The following is a 14,179-nucleotide window of genomic DNA, read 5'->3' as shown; positions in this document are numbered from 1 at the left end:
CCGATGCTACTAGGGTAGCATGATTCATGCAAGGGGTGATGAACCTATGACGAGTAGATCGATAAGAGGATGCGATAGCGTAGACCTGACCATGTTTTCTGGGTGGGGTGGAGCGCTTGCGTGTCGTCTTCGAGGATGATGATCTTCGGCGTCTGGCCGAAGATGCGTCCTATGCGCCACGGCGCTGGGGTGCAGACATCATCAAGGCGTACCGGAAGAAGATCCAGGTACTGCGCGCGGCCACTGACGAACGAGACCTATATGCGATGCGGTCCCTCCGGTTGGAGCAGCTCAAGGGCAACCGGGCCGGAACCTCATCCATCCGCCTGAATGACCAGTTCAGGCTCATCATCAAGTTCGAAACGGATGACGACGGCCGGATGGTCATCGTCATCGAGATGGTTGATTACCACTGAAGGAGAGTGACGATCATGAGTACGCCTATGGCTGCCGAGGTGTTCCCGGCCGGGGAACACCTGGCTGACGAACTCGACGCACGCGGCTGGACTCAGGCCGACTTTGCGGAGATTCTGGGACGACCAGCACAGTTCGTCTCCGAGATCATCTCCGGCAAGAAGGAGATCACTCGCGAGTCCGCCGCGCAGATCGCGGCCGCGCTCGGAACAAGCGCAGAGTTCTGGCTCAAACTTCAGGACTCTTATCTCCTCTGGAAGCAAGCACAGGACACGCGTACCAGGGAGAGCCTTGACGCCGTAAAGACCCGCGCCAGGTTGCGCGAGTTAGCACCGGTCGCCTTGCTGAGGAAGCGTGGCTTCATCACCGCGTCTGATCCAGACGGCCAATCGAAAGAGGTCCTTCACCTCTTCGGGATGCAAAGCCTTGAGGAGGAGCTGACGGTTAGATTCGCCGCCAGGCGAAGCAACACGGACGAAGCAGTGACAGTGCTTCAGCAAGCCTGGGTGGCGTGCGTCAAGGCCAGCGCGCGCGAGCTGCAGGTTGCGCCATACTCCCGTGATCGGCTTCGAGAGCTGGCCGAGCAACTCTCGGAAAGGGCACGCAACCCGGAGGAGTTCGCTGCCTTCCAAGCGTCTTTCGCGGAAGTCGGAGTGAAGTTGATCTACGTTGAAGCGTTCCCTGGAGGGAAGCTCGATGGGTGCGCGCTGATCGTCGATGAGACCCCCGTGATTGGTATCTCGGGTCGATGGAAGCGGTTGGACAAAGTGCTCTTTACCATCCTCCACGAGACCGCCCATGTTCTGCTGGGTCACGTCTCAGAGGACGGGGGAGTCATTATTGATGACCTATCTGAGGAGAGCCAGGACGAGGAGACGGAAGCAGATCGGCTCGCTGGAGAACTGGCTATCTCAGGACCACTCCCTGTCGTTCCCGAACGGCCAAGCGTGACTTGGGCGCAGACACACGCGGACGCATTGGGTGTGCATCCAATCACGCTGATCGGCAGGCTCCAGAACGATGGTCTGCTGTCGTGGAAAACTACCCTCGTTCGCGACGCGCCTAACGTTACCGATCAGCTCGAACGATGGACGGCACTCGTCCCAGTCTGAACGACCTCACCGCGTCTTCTCCCACACCGTCATGCGGCTGACCTCGAATCGTCGGGCGATCAGAATGACGCTCTCGCCGCTGTCGCGGGCCGTTTGAATCGCGTCTATCTGCTTGGCCGTCAGAGGTGTCCGAGTCCGTCTCTTTGGTTCCGTGATCGCTCCGTCGAGCCCCGTGTCGGCCGCAGAGCTCGACAAGCCGAGACCCCGTTTCGTCAGTTCCCACACGGCTTCCAGCCGCTCGACCCGCTTCCACTCATGTGGTTGGAGTCCGCCCCGGTCCACAGTTAAAGATCAGAGCCGTTGAGATTAAGAGGTTCTGGTCTCTCTTTCTTTTACGGATTATGTCGATGGCACCAAGTAGCTTTGGCCTGTAAGACGGAGAACCCGAAGTGACCGGCGAGGTCGAAGTGCGAGTCATCCAGCTGGCGTGCAGCAGTCCGCCGGAGGGGTACGAACGGTGGAGCCTGCGGTTCCTGGAGAAGCATGTCGTGCTGACCAACACGATCCCCGACCTGGATCACTCAACCATCGGGCGGATCCTACAAAAACGGAACTTCGCCCTCACCTGAAACAGTGCTCCACGATTCCAGCGAGAGGGAACGGAGAGTTCGTCGCCAGAATGGAAGAGGTGCTGGATGTCTATGCCCGCCCGATGGTTGAGTGATCTCGACGTACTGGATCGGGAACTCAGGGTTGGCAGCACGCCACAAACGAGGATCAACGGCAAGTGAACTGGCATTTCACAAACACGGAAGCGACTGCTCCACCTAGGCGCAAAGCATTCGCAGCGACACACTGCTAGCTGAGAAATGCATCCCAGACTGCGAGGTAGCCTCACTATCTAATATAGGCTTCTATACTGCGAACTCGATACAGAGTTTGGGTGATGTTCAGCATTTTGATAGCCGGGGGTTTTGTGAAAGTACGTTCTGCGCGCGCCATTGTCCAGTCATTGTCGACGCTTGGAATCGTCGCGTTGATGACAGTTGGGTTGGTCCCAGCCAGCAACGCCCAAGCGGCGGCGACACCGGATTCGGGGATCTCTGCGGGCGGAACCGTGGTCACGGGCACCGTCAGCCCAGTCGTTCACCTGAGCCAGCCCTCTGCGGGTTCGCAATGGGTAGTGACGATGGGTGACGATGGAAACGTCTATGCCTGGGGCCGCCAAGATAACGGTGCGTTCAACCCTGCCAGCAAGCAGTGGCAACGACCGACGCTGATGACGAATGCATCCGACAAGGGATTCACGAGAGTTATTGCTGGCAGCACAACTGCATACGGCCTCTCTACATCGGGTGAGGTCTTCGCCTGGGGCAGCAACAGCTATGGGCAGATTGGTGACGGAACTGTTGGCACCAGTACCTCTACCGTTCCCGACCCAGTCAAAGTGCAGTTACCCGACGGTGTGATCGTTGATGTCATCTCAGCGAGCGGCCAAAACGTTCTCGTGATCGGGTCTGACGGAATCACGTACGCCTGGGGCACCAACTCTAACGGACAGATTGGAGATGGTGCAGTTGGCGGCAACCGTCCGCTGCCTACACCCGTCCAGATGCCCACTGGAGTTACTTTCACCAGTGTGGTGAGTGGAGGGACCAGTTCGTACGGCCTTGGCTCAGATGGCCGAGTCTACGCCTGGGGGCTCAACGCCTCAGGACAGCTCGGCGACGGTACCACAACGAACCGAAGCGTTCCGGTGGAAGTAAAACTTCCCCTCGATAAGACCTATGTAGAAATTGCAGCTTCACCTTTGGTTGGTGGCTTCGCACGTGCCGACGACGGCAGTGTCTATGCGTGGGGAGCCAATGACAAAGGACAGTTGGGTATTGGCACCACATCCAATCGACAAGCTACCCCGCACAGGTTCTTGTTCCCGCGGGAGTCACGTTCGCTAAGTTCGCGAACGGCGCTTCCCCCAGCTTCGGAGCAATCTCCACCGAAGGTGACATTTACACTTGGGGCGACAACGCCTGGGGGCAGATCGGTGACGGAACCACAACGGCCCGACTCACTCCGACGAAGATTTCTTTGCCTATCGGAGTGAAGGCAGAGAGCATCGGTGGCTATTTTGGAGCGTTCTACGCAACAGGCTCCGATGGCCAAATCTACACCTGGGGGCAAGGGGCTAACGGAAAGCTTGGTCAGAGTACCGCGCACAACGTGATGCAGCCTACGGTGATTGACGCCGAACCCAAGCTGGTGTCAATTCGCTTCGGAGACAACGCGGCGACCAACACCTCGATGAGTGAAGGTACCTGGACAGCGACGTCGCCCTCTGGGTGCGGCGCGGCGCAGATCACGGCTAGCTGGTTCCAATTCGATACTCAGCCGACGGGCCAGAAAATTGTCAAGACCAATGACTACGACTTCGTTTGGGGCTCTGCACCAGCGGTGACCTCTACGCCGCAGGATGCCGCCGTTACTGCGGGCAGCAACGTGACGCTTACGAGCAGTGCGACGGGAGATCCCGCTCCAACTGTGAAGTGGCAAAGGTCAAGCACAGCGCAGGGTCCGTGGACAGACGTTTCGGGCCAAACCTCCACAACCTTGACCTATGGACCCACCGCAACTGAGTGGGTACGAGCGGTGTTCACTAACTGCGTGACACAAGTAGCTACGAACCCGGCAAAGGTCTCCCTTTTGTACTCGGTAACCTTCAACGCGCAGAACGGTTCAGCTGCCACAACGGCGATGGTCGCGGATGGCGGGCTCCTGATACTTCCCGAAGCACCTACGCTTGCTGGCTACAGCTTTGTGGGCTGGGCCACAACTGCTGACGGCGCGACGATGTTCGACCCTTCGACTCCAGTGACGGGTGACCTGACACTCTATGCACAGTGGGCGAACGTCGTACATACCGTAACCTTTGACGCCCAGAACGGTTCTGCTACGACTACCGCTGCCGTCGCTGATGGAGGCACGGTAATGTTCCCCACGGTCCCATCGCGTCCGGGCTACGCCTTCGCTGGCTGGGCCACAGATCCTGCCGGAACGACCATGTTTGATCCGAGTTCCAATATCACGAGCGACCTAACACTGTACGGCCAGTGGACAAAGGATGCCGCGAAGTACATGATCTCGTTTGACCCTCAGGGCGGTTCAGCCGTCGCATCTGTCGAGGTCGTGGAAGGCGAAGTAGTCGCTCTTCCTGAAGCTCCGTCTCGCACAGGGTATACCTTCGCAGGGTGGACGACTGATGCCGCAGGCGAGAACGCTTTTGACGCTTCGATGCCGGTCACAGGAAACATGACCCTGTACGGGCAGTGGAAAAAGAGCACCACTAGCCCAGGCGGCGGCAGTGGTGGCGGTGAAAGCGGGAACGGCGGCGACCTAACCGGGAACGGCGGTGGCGGAGGCCAGCAAACTGGGAACGGGAATAGCGAAGCTGGCAACGCCAGCTCAGCACCGAACGGGAGAAACCTCGCAGCTACGGGCGGAGACCCCATGGTTCTGTTTGGGGTCGGGGCGCTCGCCCTCGTGGGTTCCGCACTGGGCAGTATCCTGTTGCTTCGTCGTCGCCAGGAAAACGGCTGACGTGTAGCGCATCGCCGGGAGCAAACACTCCCGGCGATGCGTATTTCGATGCCTGCAGCGCCAACTCCGATCCGTACTGAGTTGAGGCCTGCATGCGCAATGACCGGTGCGGAGCGCGGCAAGCATAATGTCGGGAGTTCGATTCTCCCAGGATCCACAGTTCAAGTCGTAGCCAAGGTTCTGCTAGAAGACGCTCCAGCAGATGTCGTTGCGCCGTGCCTGGTCTTCGAGCACGAGTTCGCGCACTTCCTTCGGAAGTTGTTGCCGTTGCCAGTCTTGCTCGCGAGCACCAGCCTCGATTTCATCGGCGGGTGAGACCGCGGCGCGTACTGCTTTGATCGCGTAGGCGGCTGCGCCCAAATCGTGTTTAGCGACGTGGGGCACACACGCGGCCTGTCCCGCCGCGTATGTGACGAAACGCGCTGCACCGCGAAGGGGCCTGGCCGCACCCATTGCGTGACCGCCGACGGCTCGGGCCTGCATCATCTTCATCCCGCCGGACGCCCAGCTCTGGGCGGCCTCTACGGCGAGCCGGGGTCGCTGGTCGTCGGGGTGCTCAGTTTCGAACAGTGGCAGTACGTGTTCCGCGCGGGATGCGGCCCAGCGGGCGAGAAGCTGATGATGCGCATCGCTCAGGGAACCGCCGCGCCGGATCGTGATGAGTCGTAAATCGCGGACCGTGGGAAGGATCATGACGTGCCTCTCCTTTGGGATTCTTCGATCTTTCGCTGGTTTCGGAGTGCGGCGCAGTGGACAACGCGAAGGCGGCGCCCGATTGGCGCCGCCGACCCTCTGTCTCGGTTTGAGGAAGTTGAGGCCCTGGGGATCCAATGCTAACTCTTACCATCGCGTGTAGGGTCAAGTCCTGACGCGGAATTAATGATTCCCAGGAGGGGACCGTGAGCACCTGGCACTACCTGCCGGTCTTCGTGGAGGACGAGGCAAAGGTTGAGTATTCGATCTGTGAGGTCTTTCTCGACGATGACGGTCTTCTTGAAGCTTGGACGGAGATTTGTTCAATTGCCGCGTCGGGCGAAAGTGCCGACGAGCTTCGTAGCGATCTGGAATACATGTTGAACGACGTCGCTTGCTGGGCACCCGTGCGGTTCTCTGATCTTACGGTCGGGATGCGGCTCCACCCGACTCAATCGCACTCTGCTTGATCGGGCGAAGGCCGAGGTTCCTTGCGACACGTTGGTATCCGGCCGTGCCAGAGATCTTCCGCGCAGAAGTAGAACCGGACAGCACGGTGGCGTTCCGGCGGCGCGGGATCTTGCTTACGAGTTGGTCTCTGGCATGGGCATGACATCCGAACGGTTGGACGCGGGGCGGGTTCGTGCCCTGCTCCAAGAACTATCACATCGCATGCTGCACGAACTCGGGCGGTGGCAGGATGAGTTGCCCATTCCAAACCGGGCCGCGCCTAGCAGATCCGAGTCTCGAGAGACGATGATGTCAGCATCGACGGTTCCATCTTTCGCGGGGGCGAGGATGTGCGAATCTTCATAGTCACCGATGCCGGCATCGCGAACGACGGGATCAACGACTGCGCCGCCTGAGAACTCGCATGTGTCAGCGAACACCACCGATACCGCAGGTACTAGCGCGCGATCCTCACCCGTATCGCGGCAGCGCTCGCACTGGTAATGTCGGTCTGGCCGGCCCCGGTCTCCTCAGACCCAATCGCGACAGACACGGTGCCAACAGCCAGCGCAACCTCCAAAACTTCGAGTCTCGCGCCGACAGTGACGCCGCGAGCGTGGAGGTAGCGAAGCACGTCGGGTGAACGGTCAGACACCCGCGCCACTTCCAAAGCGACGTTTCGCTGCGCATCCAGCAGAGGCACCGTGTCGGGTTCGGGTGTGTCGCCCTCAAGCCGCGGGATCGGGTCACCGTGGGGATCCTCGGTTGGCCAGCCGAGCACCTCGTCCATGCGGGCGAGCACCACCTCAGAGACCGCGTGCTCGAGCTGATCCGCCTCGTCATGCACCTGGTCCCAGCTCAGCCCAAGTTGCTTCACGAGATAGGTTTCAATGATCCGGTGCCGTCGCACGATGCCGATGGCGAGTTGGGATCCGATCTCGGTGAGTGTGATGCGACCGTAAGGCTCGTATTCGATGAAGCCGTCGCGGGCGAGCTTCTTCAGGTTGGCGGATACCGATGAAGCGGTCACGCCCAGCTGGGCCGCCATATCGGTGGTGGTGGGCTCGCCGCCGGGCCACTCGTAGGCTTTCCAAATGAGGGTGAGGTAATCCTCAACCATGCGGGTGACAGGTGCCTGTGACATCTTTATCATTCTAGGCAGCCCGGGCCTCTACCGGGTGAGGGCGGGGGCAGGCGCGGGGCAGGCGGGTCAAGCTCCACGGGCTGCGGTGCGGCAGGCCTTCGGAACGGCGCACGCAGGGCCGGCAGGATCGTGCGCCGGTGAGCGACGAGATAGCCGATCGCGAGCACTGCTTGGATCGCGCTGAGCACGTAGCGCCCGGTCGTGTCGGTGATGGCGAATTGCAGGGCGAAGAGCGATGCGAGCCCCAGCGCAGACCCCCAGTGAAAGCGAAGCGCCACGATCATCGCAACGCCGAGCAGTGTTTGTGTCGCGGTCAGCGTGAACTCCTCGATCTGGCGCGCGTCAAGCAGCAGAGAGGCGGGCCCGCCCCCGGCAAGATGTGCGAGGGGGAGCGAGCCAACGAGCAGGCTCCACTGATTCACCTTGGAAGCGATGAGTGTGCCGATCGCTGCTGCCCCCATACCGCGAACCGCAAACATCACGGCGATGATGAACTCGGGTGCCTCGGAAGCTAGGGGAGCGAGCCACTGCACCAAGAAATAGCTGTCGATGCCGAGAACAGTGCCCGAGGCAACGAGCGCTTCCGCAAACGGTTCTGCCGAGAGCAAGATGATGGTCGCGGATCCGAGAAAGAGTCCCAGCACGGTGATCCGACGAATGCGAGCGGGCATCGCGGCAATCTGTGCGGCGGCACCCACGAATTCAGCTTCCTCGTCACCGCCTGTGCGGCCTGCGCGCCAGAGATACAGCGCGAACATCAGAATGAGCGCGATCCCGAACCACAGCGGAATGCTCCCCATGAGCGGGATTGCGAACGCTACGACGGCGAGAATTGCCAAGAAACCGATGTCGAGTCGGCTCGCGGTGGGAAGAACCAGCGAGCGTGGGGAACGAATTCTGCCCCGTCGACTGACCCGTCGAGCGGCGCGACGAGCAAAGAGAAGCGCGACAAGGGCGACGAGCGGCCACCCGAATCCCAGCAGGAGACGATTGGATCCCGTCATATTCGCCGCGGCGTAGTGCAGGAACTCGGGATCGGATCCTGAGCGAAATGCGTAGTAGAGATCGACCGCATACTCGGGAAGCACAGCGATGAGCGCAAGGAGCGCGATCGCGAGGGCACCCGAGATGTCTTTCTGCGCGGCCTCTGCGGCCCAGGCAAGCAAGAACGCCGCCGCAACGATCGCAGCGCCGAAGAGCAACATGTTGACGACGGGCGCAACATCGATGCCTGTGAAACGAAGCACGAGCGCAGGTGCTGCCAGCGCGGCGCACAGAATGATTCGGCGCACGAGCGTGCGGGGCATGGTCAACCTCCTGATAGTTCCTATCTCCCACCTTGGCTACGCACACGCGGGTGTGTCTACGCACACCTGGAAGTGTGGCAACCCACACAATTCGGGAAAACCCGAACCGAGCTTTCCGGGTGCCGGGGTGCCGAGGCGACAAGCAGCGCCGTAGCGTAGAAGCATGACAACACCTCACCTCGAAGCTTCCGCCGCCGATCAGCGCACGGTGGCCTCCCCGAAGCGCCCACCGCTGCGCCTCGCTATCACGACCTTGCAACTCGGCGCCCTCGGCCTCTTCGGCTGGATTGTGATCAGCATTCTGTTCATGCTGCTGGGCCTGGGCCTTGGCGGGGTCTTCTTGCTTGGGCTCGGGATCGTGCTCCTCATCGGCCTCGTCTACAGCCTCTTCGGCATCGCGTGGTTTGAGGCTGAGCGCGTCGCCGGTCTCTACCGGCTTGAAGCGCCCCGCGTGAGGTTGCTCCCCCGTGAAGCCCCCGGATTCGGCGGCTATCTGCATACGATCGCGCGGCAGTCGATCGACGGCCAGATGTGGCGAGGGGTCGCGAGTTTTGTGCTCGCGACGACCTGTGGCACCATCGTGCTCGCCTGTTTCCAGGGCTTCGTGTGGTCGGTGTTCAGCATGTTTGCCTCGAACCCGGTTGTCGGGAGCCTTCGAGGTCTGTTCGGGATCGGGCTGACCGGCCCAGACGCAGCCGATGGTTTCACGTACTTGATACTGATCCTGAGTGCGCTGCTCTGTCTCGCCGGCATTTTCGGCCTCGTTCTGTTGCACCGCGTGATCACCGTGGCAATTGCTCGGGCCGGCGCCCAGAAGGACCAGCTCACCAGGCAGGTACAGACCTCGGCCCGCCAGCGCGAGGGGGCCGTGCGCGCTGCAGACGTCGAGCGCACCCGCATCGAGCGCGACCTCCATGACGGCGTGCAGCCCCGGCTCGTGTCCGTCGGCATGACCCTCGGGCTCGCGCAGCAACAGATTGAAGAGGATCCTGAGGCAGCCAAGCAGCTCATCGCCGAGGCACACACCTCAACCAAGGCGGCGATCACCGAGCTGCGTCAACTTGCGCGCGGGATCCACGCCTCGGTGCTTGACGATCGTGGCCTCGATGCGGCGCTTTCCGCGCTCGCCGGGCGCTCCCACATCCCTGTGAACCTCGACGTGCGGATCCAGGGCCGGTGCAGCCGCGAGGCCGAAACAGCCGTTTACTTCGCCATCGCAGAATCGCTGACGAATGCGGCCAAGCACTCCCGCGCGAGCGAGTGTCGCGTGGTGGTCCGGCTGCGCGAAGACAGAGTCCTCTGGGCACGAGTTGAAGATGACGGGATCGGCGGTGCGCAGGTGCTGCCGGGTGGCGGACTCGACGGGATCTCGAACCGCGTGCTCGCTGCCGGGGGCACGATCCGCCTCGACAGCCCACAGGGTGGACCAACCGCAATGGAGGTGAGTGTGCCGTGCGCATCCTAATTTGTGAAGATTCCGTGCTGCTGCGCGAGGGGCTCGTGCGTCTGCTCGAACACAGTGGCCACACCGTGTCCGCGGCGTTGCCCGACACCAGCGAGGTGATCGACACCGTGCTCGCCGATCCGCCCGACATCTGCATCTTGGATGTTCGACTTCCTCCGACGTTCACCGACGAGGGGATCCGGCTCGCCCTGGAGCTGCGCAAGCGGCTCCCCGAACTCCCGCTGCTGGTGCTTTCGCAGTACGTCGAGGAACGCTACGCGAGTGATCTGATCGCGGCCAAGGGCGGGGCTTTTGGGTATCTCTTGAAGGATCGCGTCGCTGATGTCACCGACTTCGTCGATTCTCTCGAGCGGATCACCCAGGGTGCGACCGTGCTCGATCCCGAGGTGGTCGCGCAGCTGCTCACCCGTCGCGGCCGCGACGACCGCATGGACAGCCTCACGCCGCGTGAGCGCACGGTGCTCGCCGCGATCGCGGAGGGCCGCTCAAACCAGGCGATTGCAGCGATGCTGTTCCTCTCAGAAGCGAGCGTCGAAAAGCACATCACCTCAATTTTTCAGAAGCTCGGCTTCGAGGCCGATGAGTCGGGGAACCGCCGCGTTCTTGCCGCCATCGCCCACATCGAAAGCACGGGCGGCCCGGCTGGGCCGAGCCCGATTGATTCCACACAGACAGGATCCGCATCATGACCACGAACGACGGAACGACGCCCCAAGCAGCACAGGCGCCCCAAGCAGACGGTGCGGCCACCCAAGACCCGGCTAGCACCCCCACCCGCTCGGCGGCTGCCCGCCCGATCCTCGTCGCCACCTCCATCATTGGCGCGGTCGCTCTTCTCGCAGTGGGTACCTCTGCCGCGTCTGGGGTGGTAGGCCTCGGGCTCGGAACTTCGGGGGCGGTGTCTACCGTTGCGGGGCAGGAAACCCGAGGAATCACGGCGCTCAAGATCAATGCGAGCGCGGCCGATGTCACGCTCGCATTCGCGGACGTCGGCGAGGCAACGCTTGAGGCAGTCGGCCCGCGCAGCGCGCAGTGGAACATGAGCCGTGACGGTGATGAACTCAGGGTTGATGGCCCCAGAGGTGTCTTCGGGTTCTGTTTCTTTGGCTCGTGTAATCGTGAGCAGACCGTGACCCTTACGCTCCCGCTTGAGCTTCAGGATCGCCTCATCGACGTTGATGCGAAGCTCGGCGCGGGAACCTTCGAGGCAGAGGGCGCCTTCGGGGAACTCGATTTTGAGGTCGGGGCGGGGGACATGACGGTGACGGGATCCGCGCGCGCCCTCGGCCTGGATATGGGTGCGGGTGACTTCACCGCAGATCTTGCCGATGTGAGCGAGGTGGATTTGAGTGTGTCTGCTGGCACCGCGCGGGTGTCGCTCACCGGCTCCGCCCCGAGCGACGTCGATGTTGAGGTGAGCGCCGGAACCCTTGATCTCACGCTCCCCAATGCCGCGTATCGCGTGGAGGCGAAGGCCACTATGGGCGACATCGACAATCAACTGCGCACCGACTCTCAGTCCCGCAACCTGGTGAGTGCGCGGGTTTCGGCCGGAGACATCACGCTCCGCCAGGGCAAGTAGCGCGGGGATCCGCCACGATCCCGCGCTTCGCCCCCGCCCGCCCCCGCACGCCCCGCGTCGCGTCGCGATCCCGCGCCGCACACCCCGCCCGTGTGTGCGCAGATGGTTCTTATGCGCGTCGTTAAGAACGAACTGCGCACACAGCGACCTATTTGAGCGAGGATGCGGGTGGGTGCGGGGGGTATTGGGGTGCGGGGGCCGGGGTGCTGAGGGTATTGGGGCCCCGGGGGTCCCGAGGGTGCGGGATCCCGGCCGCAACGCCCCAATAGAATGGCCGCATGACCGTGTGGCGTGAAGATGTGCTTGGGGCGGGGTTTGAATGCACCGACCTTGAACTCGGGAGCGATAGTGAGGGTCCGCTCGTCGCGGCACTGGTGCGCGCACTCCCCACCCCGCGGGGGCTGTGGGAGCGGATCCTCGGCCGCGAACGAAGCCTCGAAGACGTTGACGTGCTCTACGTGCACGGCTGGTCCGATTACTTCTTCCAACGGCAACTTGCCGAGTTCTGGACGAGCAGGGGCGCGCGTTTTTTCGCCCTGGATCTGCGCAAGTACGGGCGCAGCCTCCGCGAGGGCCAGACTCCCGGGTACATCGAGGATCTCGACGAATACCGCGTTGAGATTGAACTTGCAATCAACGAAATACGCGAGAGCCAGGATCCCGCCGCAACACGCAGAAAGCTGGTGTTGCTTGGGCACTCAACCGGGGGGCTCGTGCTGAGCCTGTGGGCGCACAAGCACCCGGGATACGCGGATGCGCTGATCCTGAATAGCCCCTGGCTGGAGTTCCAGCTCACCGGCACTGTCCGGCAGGTGGTCGCTCCGATCTTCAACCTGCGTGCGAAATTCAGTCCACACGATCTCGCGCTGCAGGCTGATCTCGGGTTTTACATGCGCGCCCAGCAACAGACGTGTTCGCCGCAGGAGCTCAACACAATTAACCTGCAGTGGCGCCCCGAACGGGCACACGCGGCGCTCAACGGCTGGATGCGTGCCGTGTTGCTGGGGCACGCTCGGGTGAGTGAGGGGCTCAGTATCGATGCCCCTGTCGCGGTGCTCCTCTCGAAGCGGTCCGTGCTCGCTCTGAAATGGAGCGAAGACATGACGCGAGCGGACACGGTATTGGACGTCGGCACGATCGCGGAGGCGGCGCTGCGCCTGGGCGACTGCGTCACCGTGTGCCGGATCGATGGAGCGCTGCACGACGTGTTTCTTTCATCGCCGGAACCACGAGCCGAAGCGTATGCGCAACTGGAGCGGTGGCTGATCGGCTGGCAGGCCGCCACTCGGCACAACGCATAACTCTGAGTGCGACGCGGCGGGGCTCCTGTCCGGGCCTGACAGGATAGGCTCTGAACATGGATCTTCGAGTGGCCGCCTACGCGGTAGTGGAACGGCGGGGCAAGCTCCTGCTCACCCACTGGCGACGCGGTCATCTGCACGGCTGGACACTTCCAGGCGGTGGCATTGAGAGCGGCGAGGATCCGCGCGATACCGTGGTCCGGGAAGTGCTTGAGGAGACCGGTCTCGAGGCTCGCGTCGGCAAGCTGATCGGGGTGGATTCCCGTGTCATGGTGCGCGAAGAGGTGCCTCAGGATCAGGATCCCGAACTGCACACGATCAGGATCGTCTACCGCGCGACGGTGAAAGATGGCCCGCTGCAACATGAAGTCGGCGGATCTTCAGACGAAGCTCGTTGGGTGCCGATCCGGGAGATTCGCGCGCTCCGCACGCTTTCGCTCGTGCAGACCGGCATGCGGATGGCTGGGATCGGCCAGCGCCAGCCCGGGAAGCCCCGCGGCAAGTCGGGAACGAAACAGGGCGGTTCAAAGCAGAGCAACAAGCCTCGCAAGTAAACACCGGCGGAGGGTACCGCCCGCGCAATCGGCGAGGGGAGCGCTACTCGTTTTCGGGGGCGACCCAGAGCTCGTCGTCTGTGCGGAAGGCCTGCCACAGCGCGTACCCGACGCCCGCGGCGGCTGCGATCCCGAGGGTCAATGCGATGACACCACCGGCAGTGCGCTTCTTCTTCGCGGGCTGCAGGTAGCCCGTACGCTCGCCGAATCCGCGGATCTGCTTTGCGGCATCACGCTGCTCAAGCTGATCGAGCTTATGAATGGTGCTTGCGAGGGCACTCGCCACGAACGGCGTGGTTGCGCGACGCACCGTGTGTGCGACGCGACGGGCTGACTCGACGCCACGATCCACGGTTGGGCGCACTGCCTCATACGTCTCTTCGACTCTCGGTGCGAGGTGCTCGTCGTTTAGCTTTCTCGCCTGGCGACCCGCTTCCTGCAGGACCTCACCGGCCTGGCCCAGAACGAGGCGCTGGTGATCGAGCAGTTCCTGGGCGTGACCGCGCAGCTGGCGGAGTTCGCGGCGGCGCTTACGTGAGAGTTTCATAGGTGGTCCTCCTACCTTGGCGAGGCGTTGACTCGGGTGACAACGCTTACCCCCTCCACGCTACACCGTAGGGGCT

At 62.3% G+C, this 14,179-nt stretch carries 15 protein-coding genes; 11 read left to right on the top strand and 4 right to left on the bottom strand.

Annotation, left to right across the window (positions count from 1 at the left end; translation table 11 throughout):
- Positions 1-107 precede the first annotated feature (107 nt).
- The 5 genes from G7067_RS02545 (at position 108) to G7067_RS02525 (ending at position 5,060) form a co-directional block, all read left to right on the top strand.
- A complete protein-coding gene (locus G7067_RS02545) occupies positions 108-416 on the top strand; it encodes a type II toxin-antitoxin system RelE/ParE family toxin (RefSeq protein ID WP_166321735.1) in 309 nt (102 codons plus the stop codon).
- Positions 417-431: 15 nt separating this feature from the next.
- On the top strand, positions 432-1,526 hold the full coding sequence (locus tag G7067_RS02540; protein ID WP_166321733.1) for a HigA family addiction module antitoxin: 1,095 nt from the start codon (positions 432-434) through the stop codon (positions 1,524-1,526).
- 389 nt (positions 1,527-1,915) lie between these two features.
- Positions 1,916-2,095, top strand: coding sequence for a helix-turn-helix domain-containing protein (locus G7067_RS02535; RefSeq protein WP_205881182.1), 180 nt, complete (start codon positions 1,916-1,918; stop codon positions 2,093-2,095).
- A 317-nt stretch (positions 2,096-2,412) separates the two neighbouring features.
- The gene (locus tag G7067_RS02530; protein WP_166321731.1) at positions 2,413-3,570 is read left to right on the top strand and encodes an RCC1 domain-containing protein; all 1,158 of its coding nucleotides are present in this window, start codon (positions 2,413-2,415) and stop codon (positions 3,568-3,570) included.
- Entirely contained in the window at positions 3,456-5,060 is a 1,605-nt protein-coding gene (locus tag G7067_RS02525) for an InlB B-repeat-containing protein (RefSeq protein WP_425280700.1), read from the top strand. The genes G7067_RS02530 and G7067_RS02525 overlap by 115 nt, the downstream gene beginning before the upstream one ends.
- A 183-nt stretch (positions 5,061-5,243) precedes the next feature.
- Here the strand turns inward: G7067_RS02525 and G7067_RS02520 are convergent, their stop codons facing one another.
- The gene (locus G7067_RS02520; RefSeq protein WP_166321727.1) at positions 5,244-5,753 is read right to left on the bottom strand and encodes a putative immunity protein; all 510 of its coding nucleotides are present in this window, start codon (positions 5,751-5,753) and stop codon (positions 5,244-5,246) included.
- Positions 5,754-5,959: 206 nt separating this feature from the next.
- Here G7067_RS02520 and G7067_RS02515 point away from each other — a divergent pair, with 206 nt between their 5' ends.
- Positions 5,960-6,223, top strand: coding sequence for a hypothetical protein (locus G7067_RS02515; protein ID WP_166321725.1), 264 nt, complete (start codon positions 5,960-5,962; stop codon positions 6,221-6,223).
- A 437-nt stretch (positions 6,224-6,660) separates the two neighbouring features.
- Here G7067_RS02515 and G7067_RS02510 read toward each other — a convergent pair whose 3' ends face one another.
- Together G7067_RS02510 and G7067_RS02505 are read right to left on the bottom strand one after the other, a co-directional pair.
- Positions 6,661-7,347: a metal-dependent transcriptional regulator gene (locus G7067_RS02510; RefSeq protein WP_166321723.1), complete on the bottom strand. Its 687-nt coding sequence runs from the start codon at positions 7,345-7,347 to the stop codon at positions 6,661-6,663.
- A 5-nt stretch (positions 7,348-7,352) separates the two neighbouring features.
- Complete coding sequence (locus tag G7067_RS02505) at positions 7,353-8,654, bottom strand: sodium:proton exchanger (protein WP_166321721.1); 1,302 nt, start codon at positions 8,652-8,654, stop codon at positions 7,353-7,355.
- Positions 8,655-8,817: 163 nt separating this feature from the next.
- Here G7067_RS02505 and G7067_RS02500 point away from each other — a divergent pair, with 163 nt between their 5' ends.
- From G7067_RS02500 to G7067_RS02480, 5 genes are all read left to right on the top strand, one after another.
- Complete coding sequence (locus G7067_RS02500; protein ID WP_166321719.1) at positions 8,818-10,119, top strand: sensor histidine kinase; 1,302 nt, start codon at positions 8,818-8,820, stop codon at positions 10,117-10,119.
- Positions 10,107-10,808 (top strand): LuxR C-terminal-related transcriptional regulator, encoded by a 702-nt coding sequence (locus G7067_RS02495; RefSeq protein ID WP_166321717.1) that lies wholly within the window; start codon positions 10,107-10,109, stop codon positions 10,806-10,808. The genes G7067_RS02500 and G7067_RS02495 overlap by 13 nt, the downstream gene beginning before the upstream one ends.
- Positions 10,805-11,701, top strand: coding sequence for a DUF4097 family beta strand repeat-containing protein (locus G7067_RS02490; protein ID WP_166321715.1), 897 nt, complete (start codon positions 10,805-10,807; stop codon positions 11,699-11,701). Before G7067_RS02495 ends, G7067_RS02490 begins: the two co-directional genes overlap by 4 nt.
- A gap of 278 nt (positions 11,702-11,979) precedes the next feature.
- On the top strand, positions 11,980-13,002 hold the full coding sequence (locus G7067_RS02485; protein ID WP_166321713.1) for an alpha/beta hydrolase: 1,023 nt from the start codon (positions 11,980-11,982) through the stop codon (positions 13,000-13,002).
- A gap of 56 nt (positions 13,003-13,058) precedes the next feature.
- Complete coding sequence (locus G7067_RS02480) at positions 13,059-13,556, top strand: NUDIX hydrolase (RefSeq protein WP_166321711.1); 498 nt, start codon at positions 13,059-13,061, stop codon at positions 13,554-13,556.
- Positions 13,557-13,599: 43 nt separating this feature from the next.
- Here G7067_RS02480 and G7067_RS02475 read toward each other — a convergent pair whose 3' ends face one another.
- Positions 13,600-14,103, bottom strand: a complete 504-nt coding sequence (locus G7067_RS02475; protein WP_166321709.1) for a DUF5324 family protein — start codon at positions 14,101-14,103, stop codon at positions 13,600-13,602.
- Between the last annotated feature and the right edge of the window lie 76 nt (positions 14,104-14,179).

This window comes from Leucobacter insecticola (genome assembly GCF_011382965.1).
Taxonomy (GTDB): Bacteria; Actinomycetota; Actinomycetes; order Actinomycetales; family Microbacteriaceae; genus Leucobacter; species Leucobacter insecticola.
The sequence above is the reverse complement of the archived record's forward strand: the minus strand, read 5'-3'. Positions and strand labels throughout refer to the sequence as shown.

Bases quoted from the DNA above. Each gene is read 5' to 3' on its own strand.
- G7067_RS02505 (WP_166321721.1), bottom strand. From the start codon at position 8,654: ATGCCCCGCACGCTCGTGCGCCGAATCATTCTGTGCGCCGCGCTGGCA.
- G7067_RS02530 (WP_166321731.1), top strand. From the start codon at position 2,413: ATGTTCAGCATTTTGATAGCCGGGGGTTTTGTGAAAGTACGTTCTGCG.
- G7067_RS02475 (WP_166321709.1), bottom strand. From the start codon at position 14,103: ATGAAACTCTCACGTAAGCGCCGCCGCGAACTCCGCCAGCTGCGCGGT.
- G7067_RS02510 (WP_166321723.1), bottom strand. From the start codon at position 7,347: ATGTCACAGGCACCTGTCACCCGCATGGTTGAGGATTACCTCACCCTC.
- G7067_RS02520 (WP_166321727.1), bottom strand. From the start codon at position 5,753: ATGATCCTTCCCACGGTCCGCGATTTACGACTCATCACGATCCGGCGC.
- G7067_RS02490 (WP_166321715.1), top strand. From the start codon at position 10,805: ATGACCACGAACGACGGAACGACGCCCCAAGCAGCACAGGCGCCCCAA.
- G7067_RS02485 (WP_166321713.1), top strand. From the start codon at position 11,980: ATGACCGTGTGGCGTGAAGATGTGCTTGGGGCGGGGTTTGAATGCACC.
- G7067_RS02480 (WP_166321711.1), top strand. From the start codon at position 13,059: ATGGATCTTCGAGTGGCCGCCTACGCGGTAGTGGAACGGCGGGGCAAG.
- G7067_RS02540 (WP_166321733.1), top strand. From the start codon at position 432: ATGAGTACGCCTATGGCTGCCGAGGTGTTCCCGGCCGGGGAACACCTG.
- G7067_RS02500 (WP_166321719.1), top strand. From the start codon at position 8,818: ATGACAACACCTCACCTCGAAGCTTCCGCCGCCGATCAGCGCACGGTG.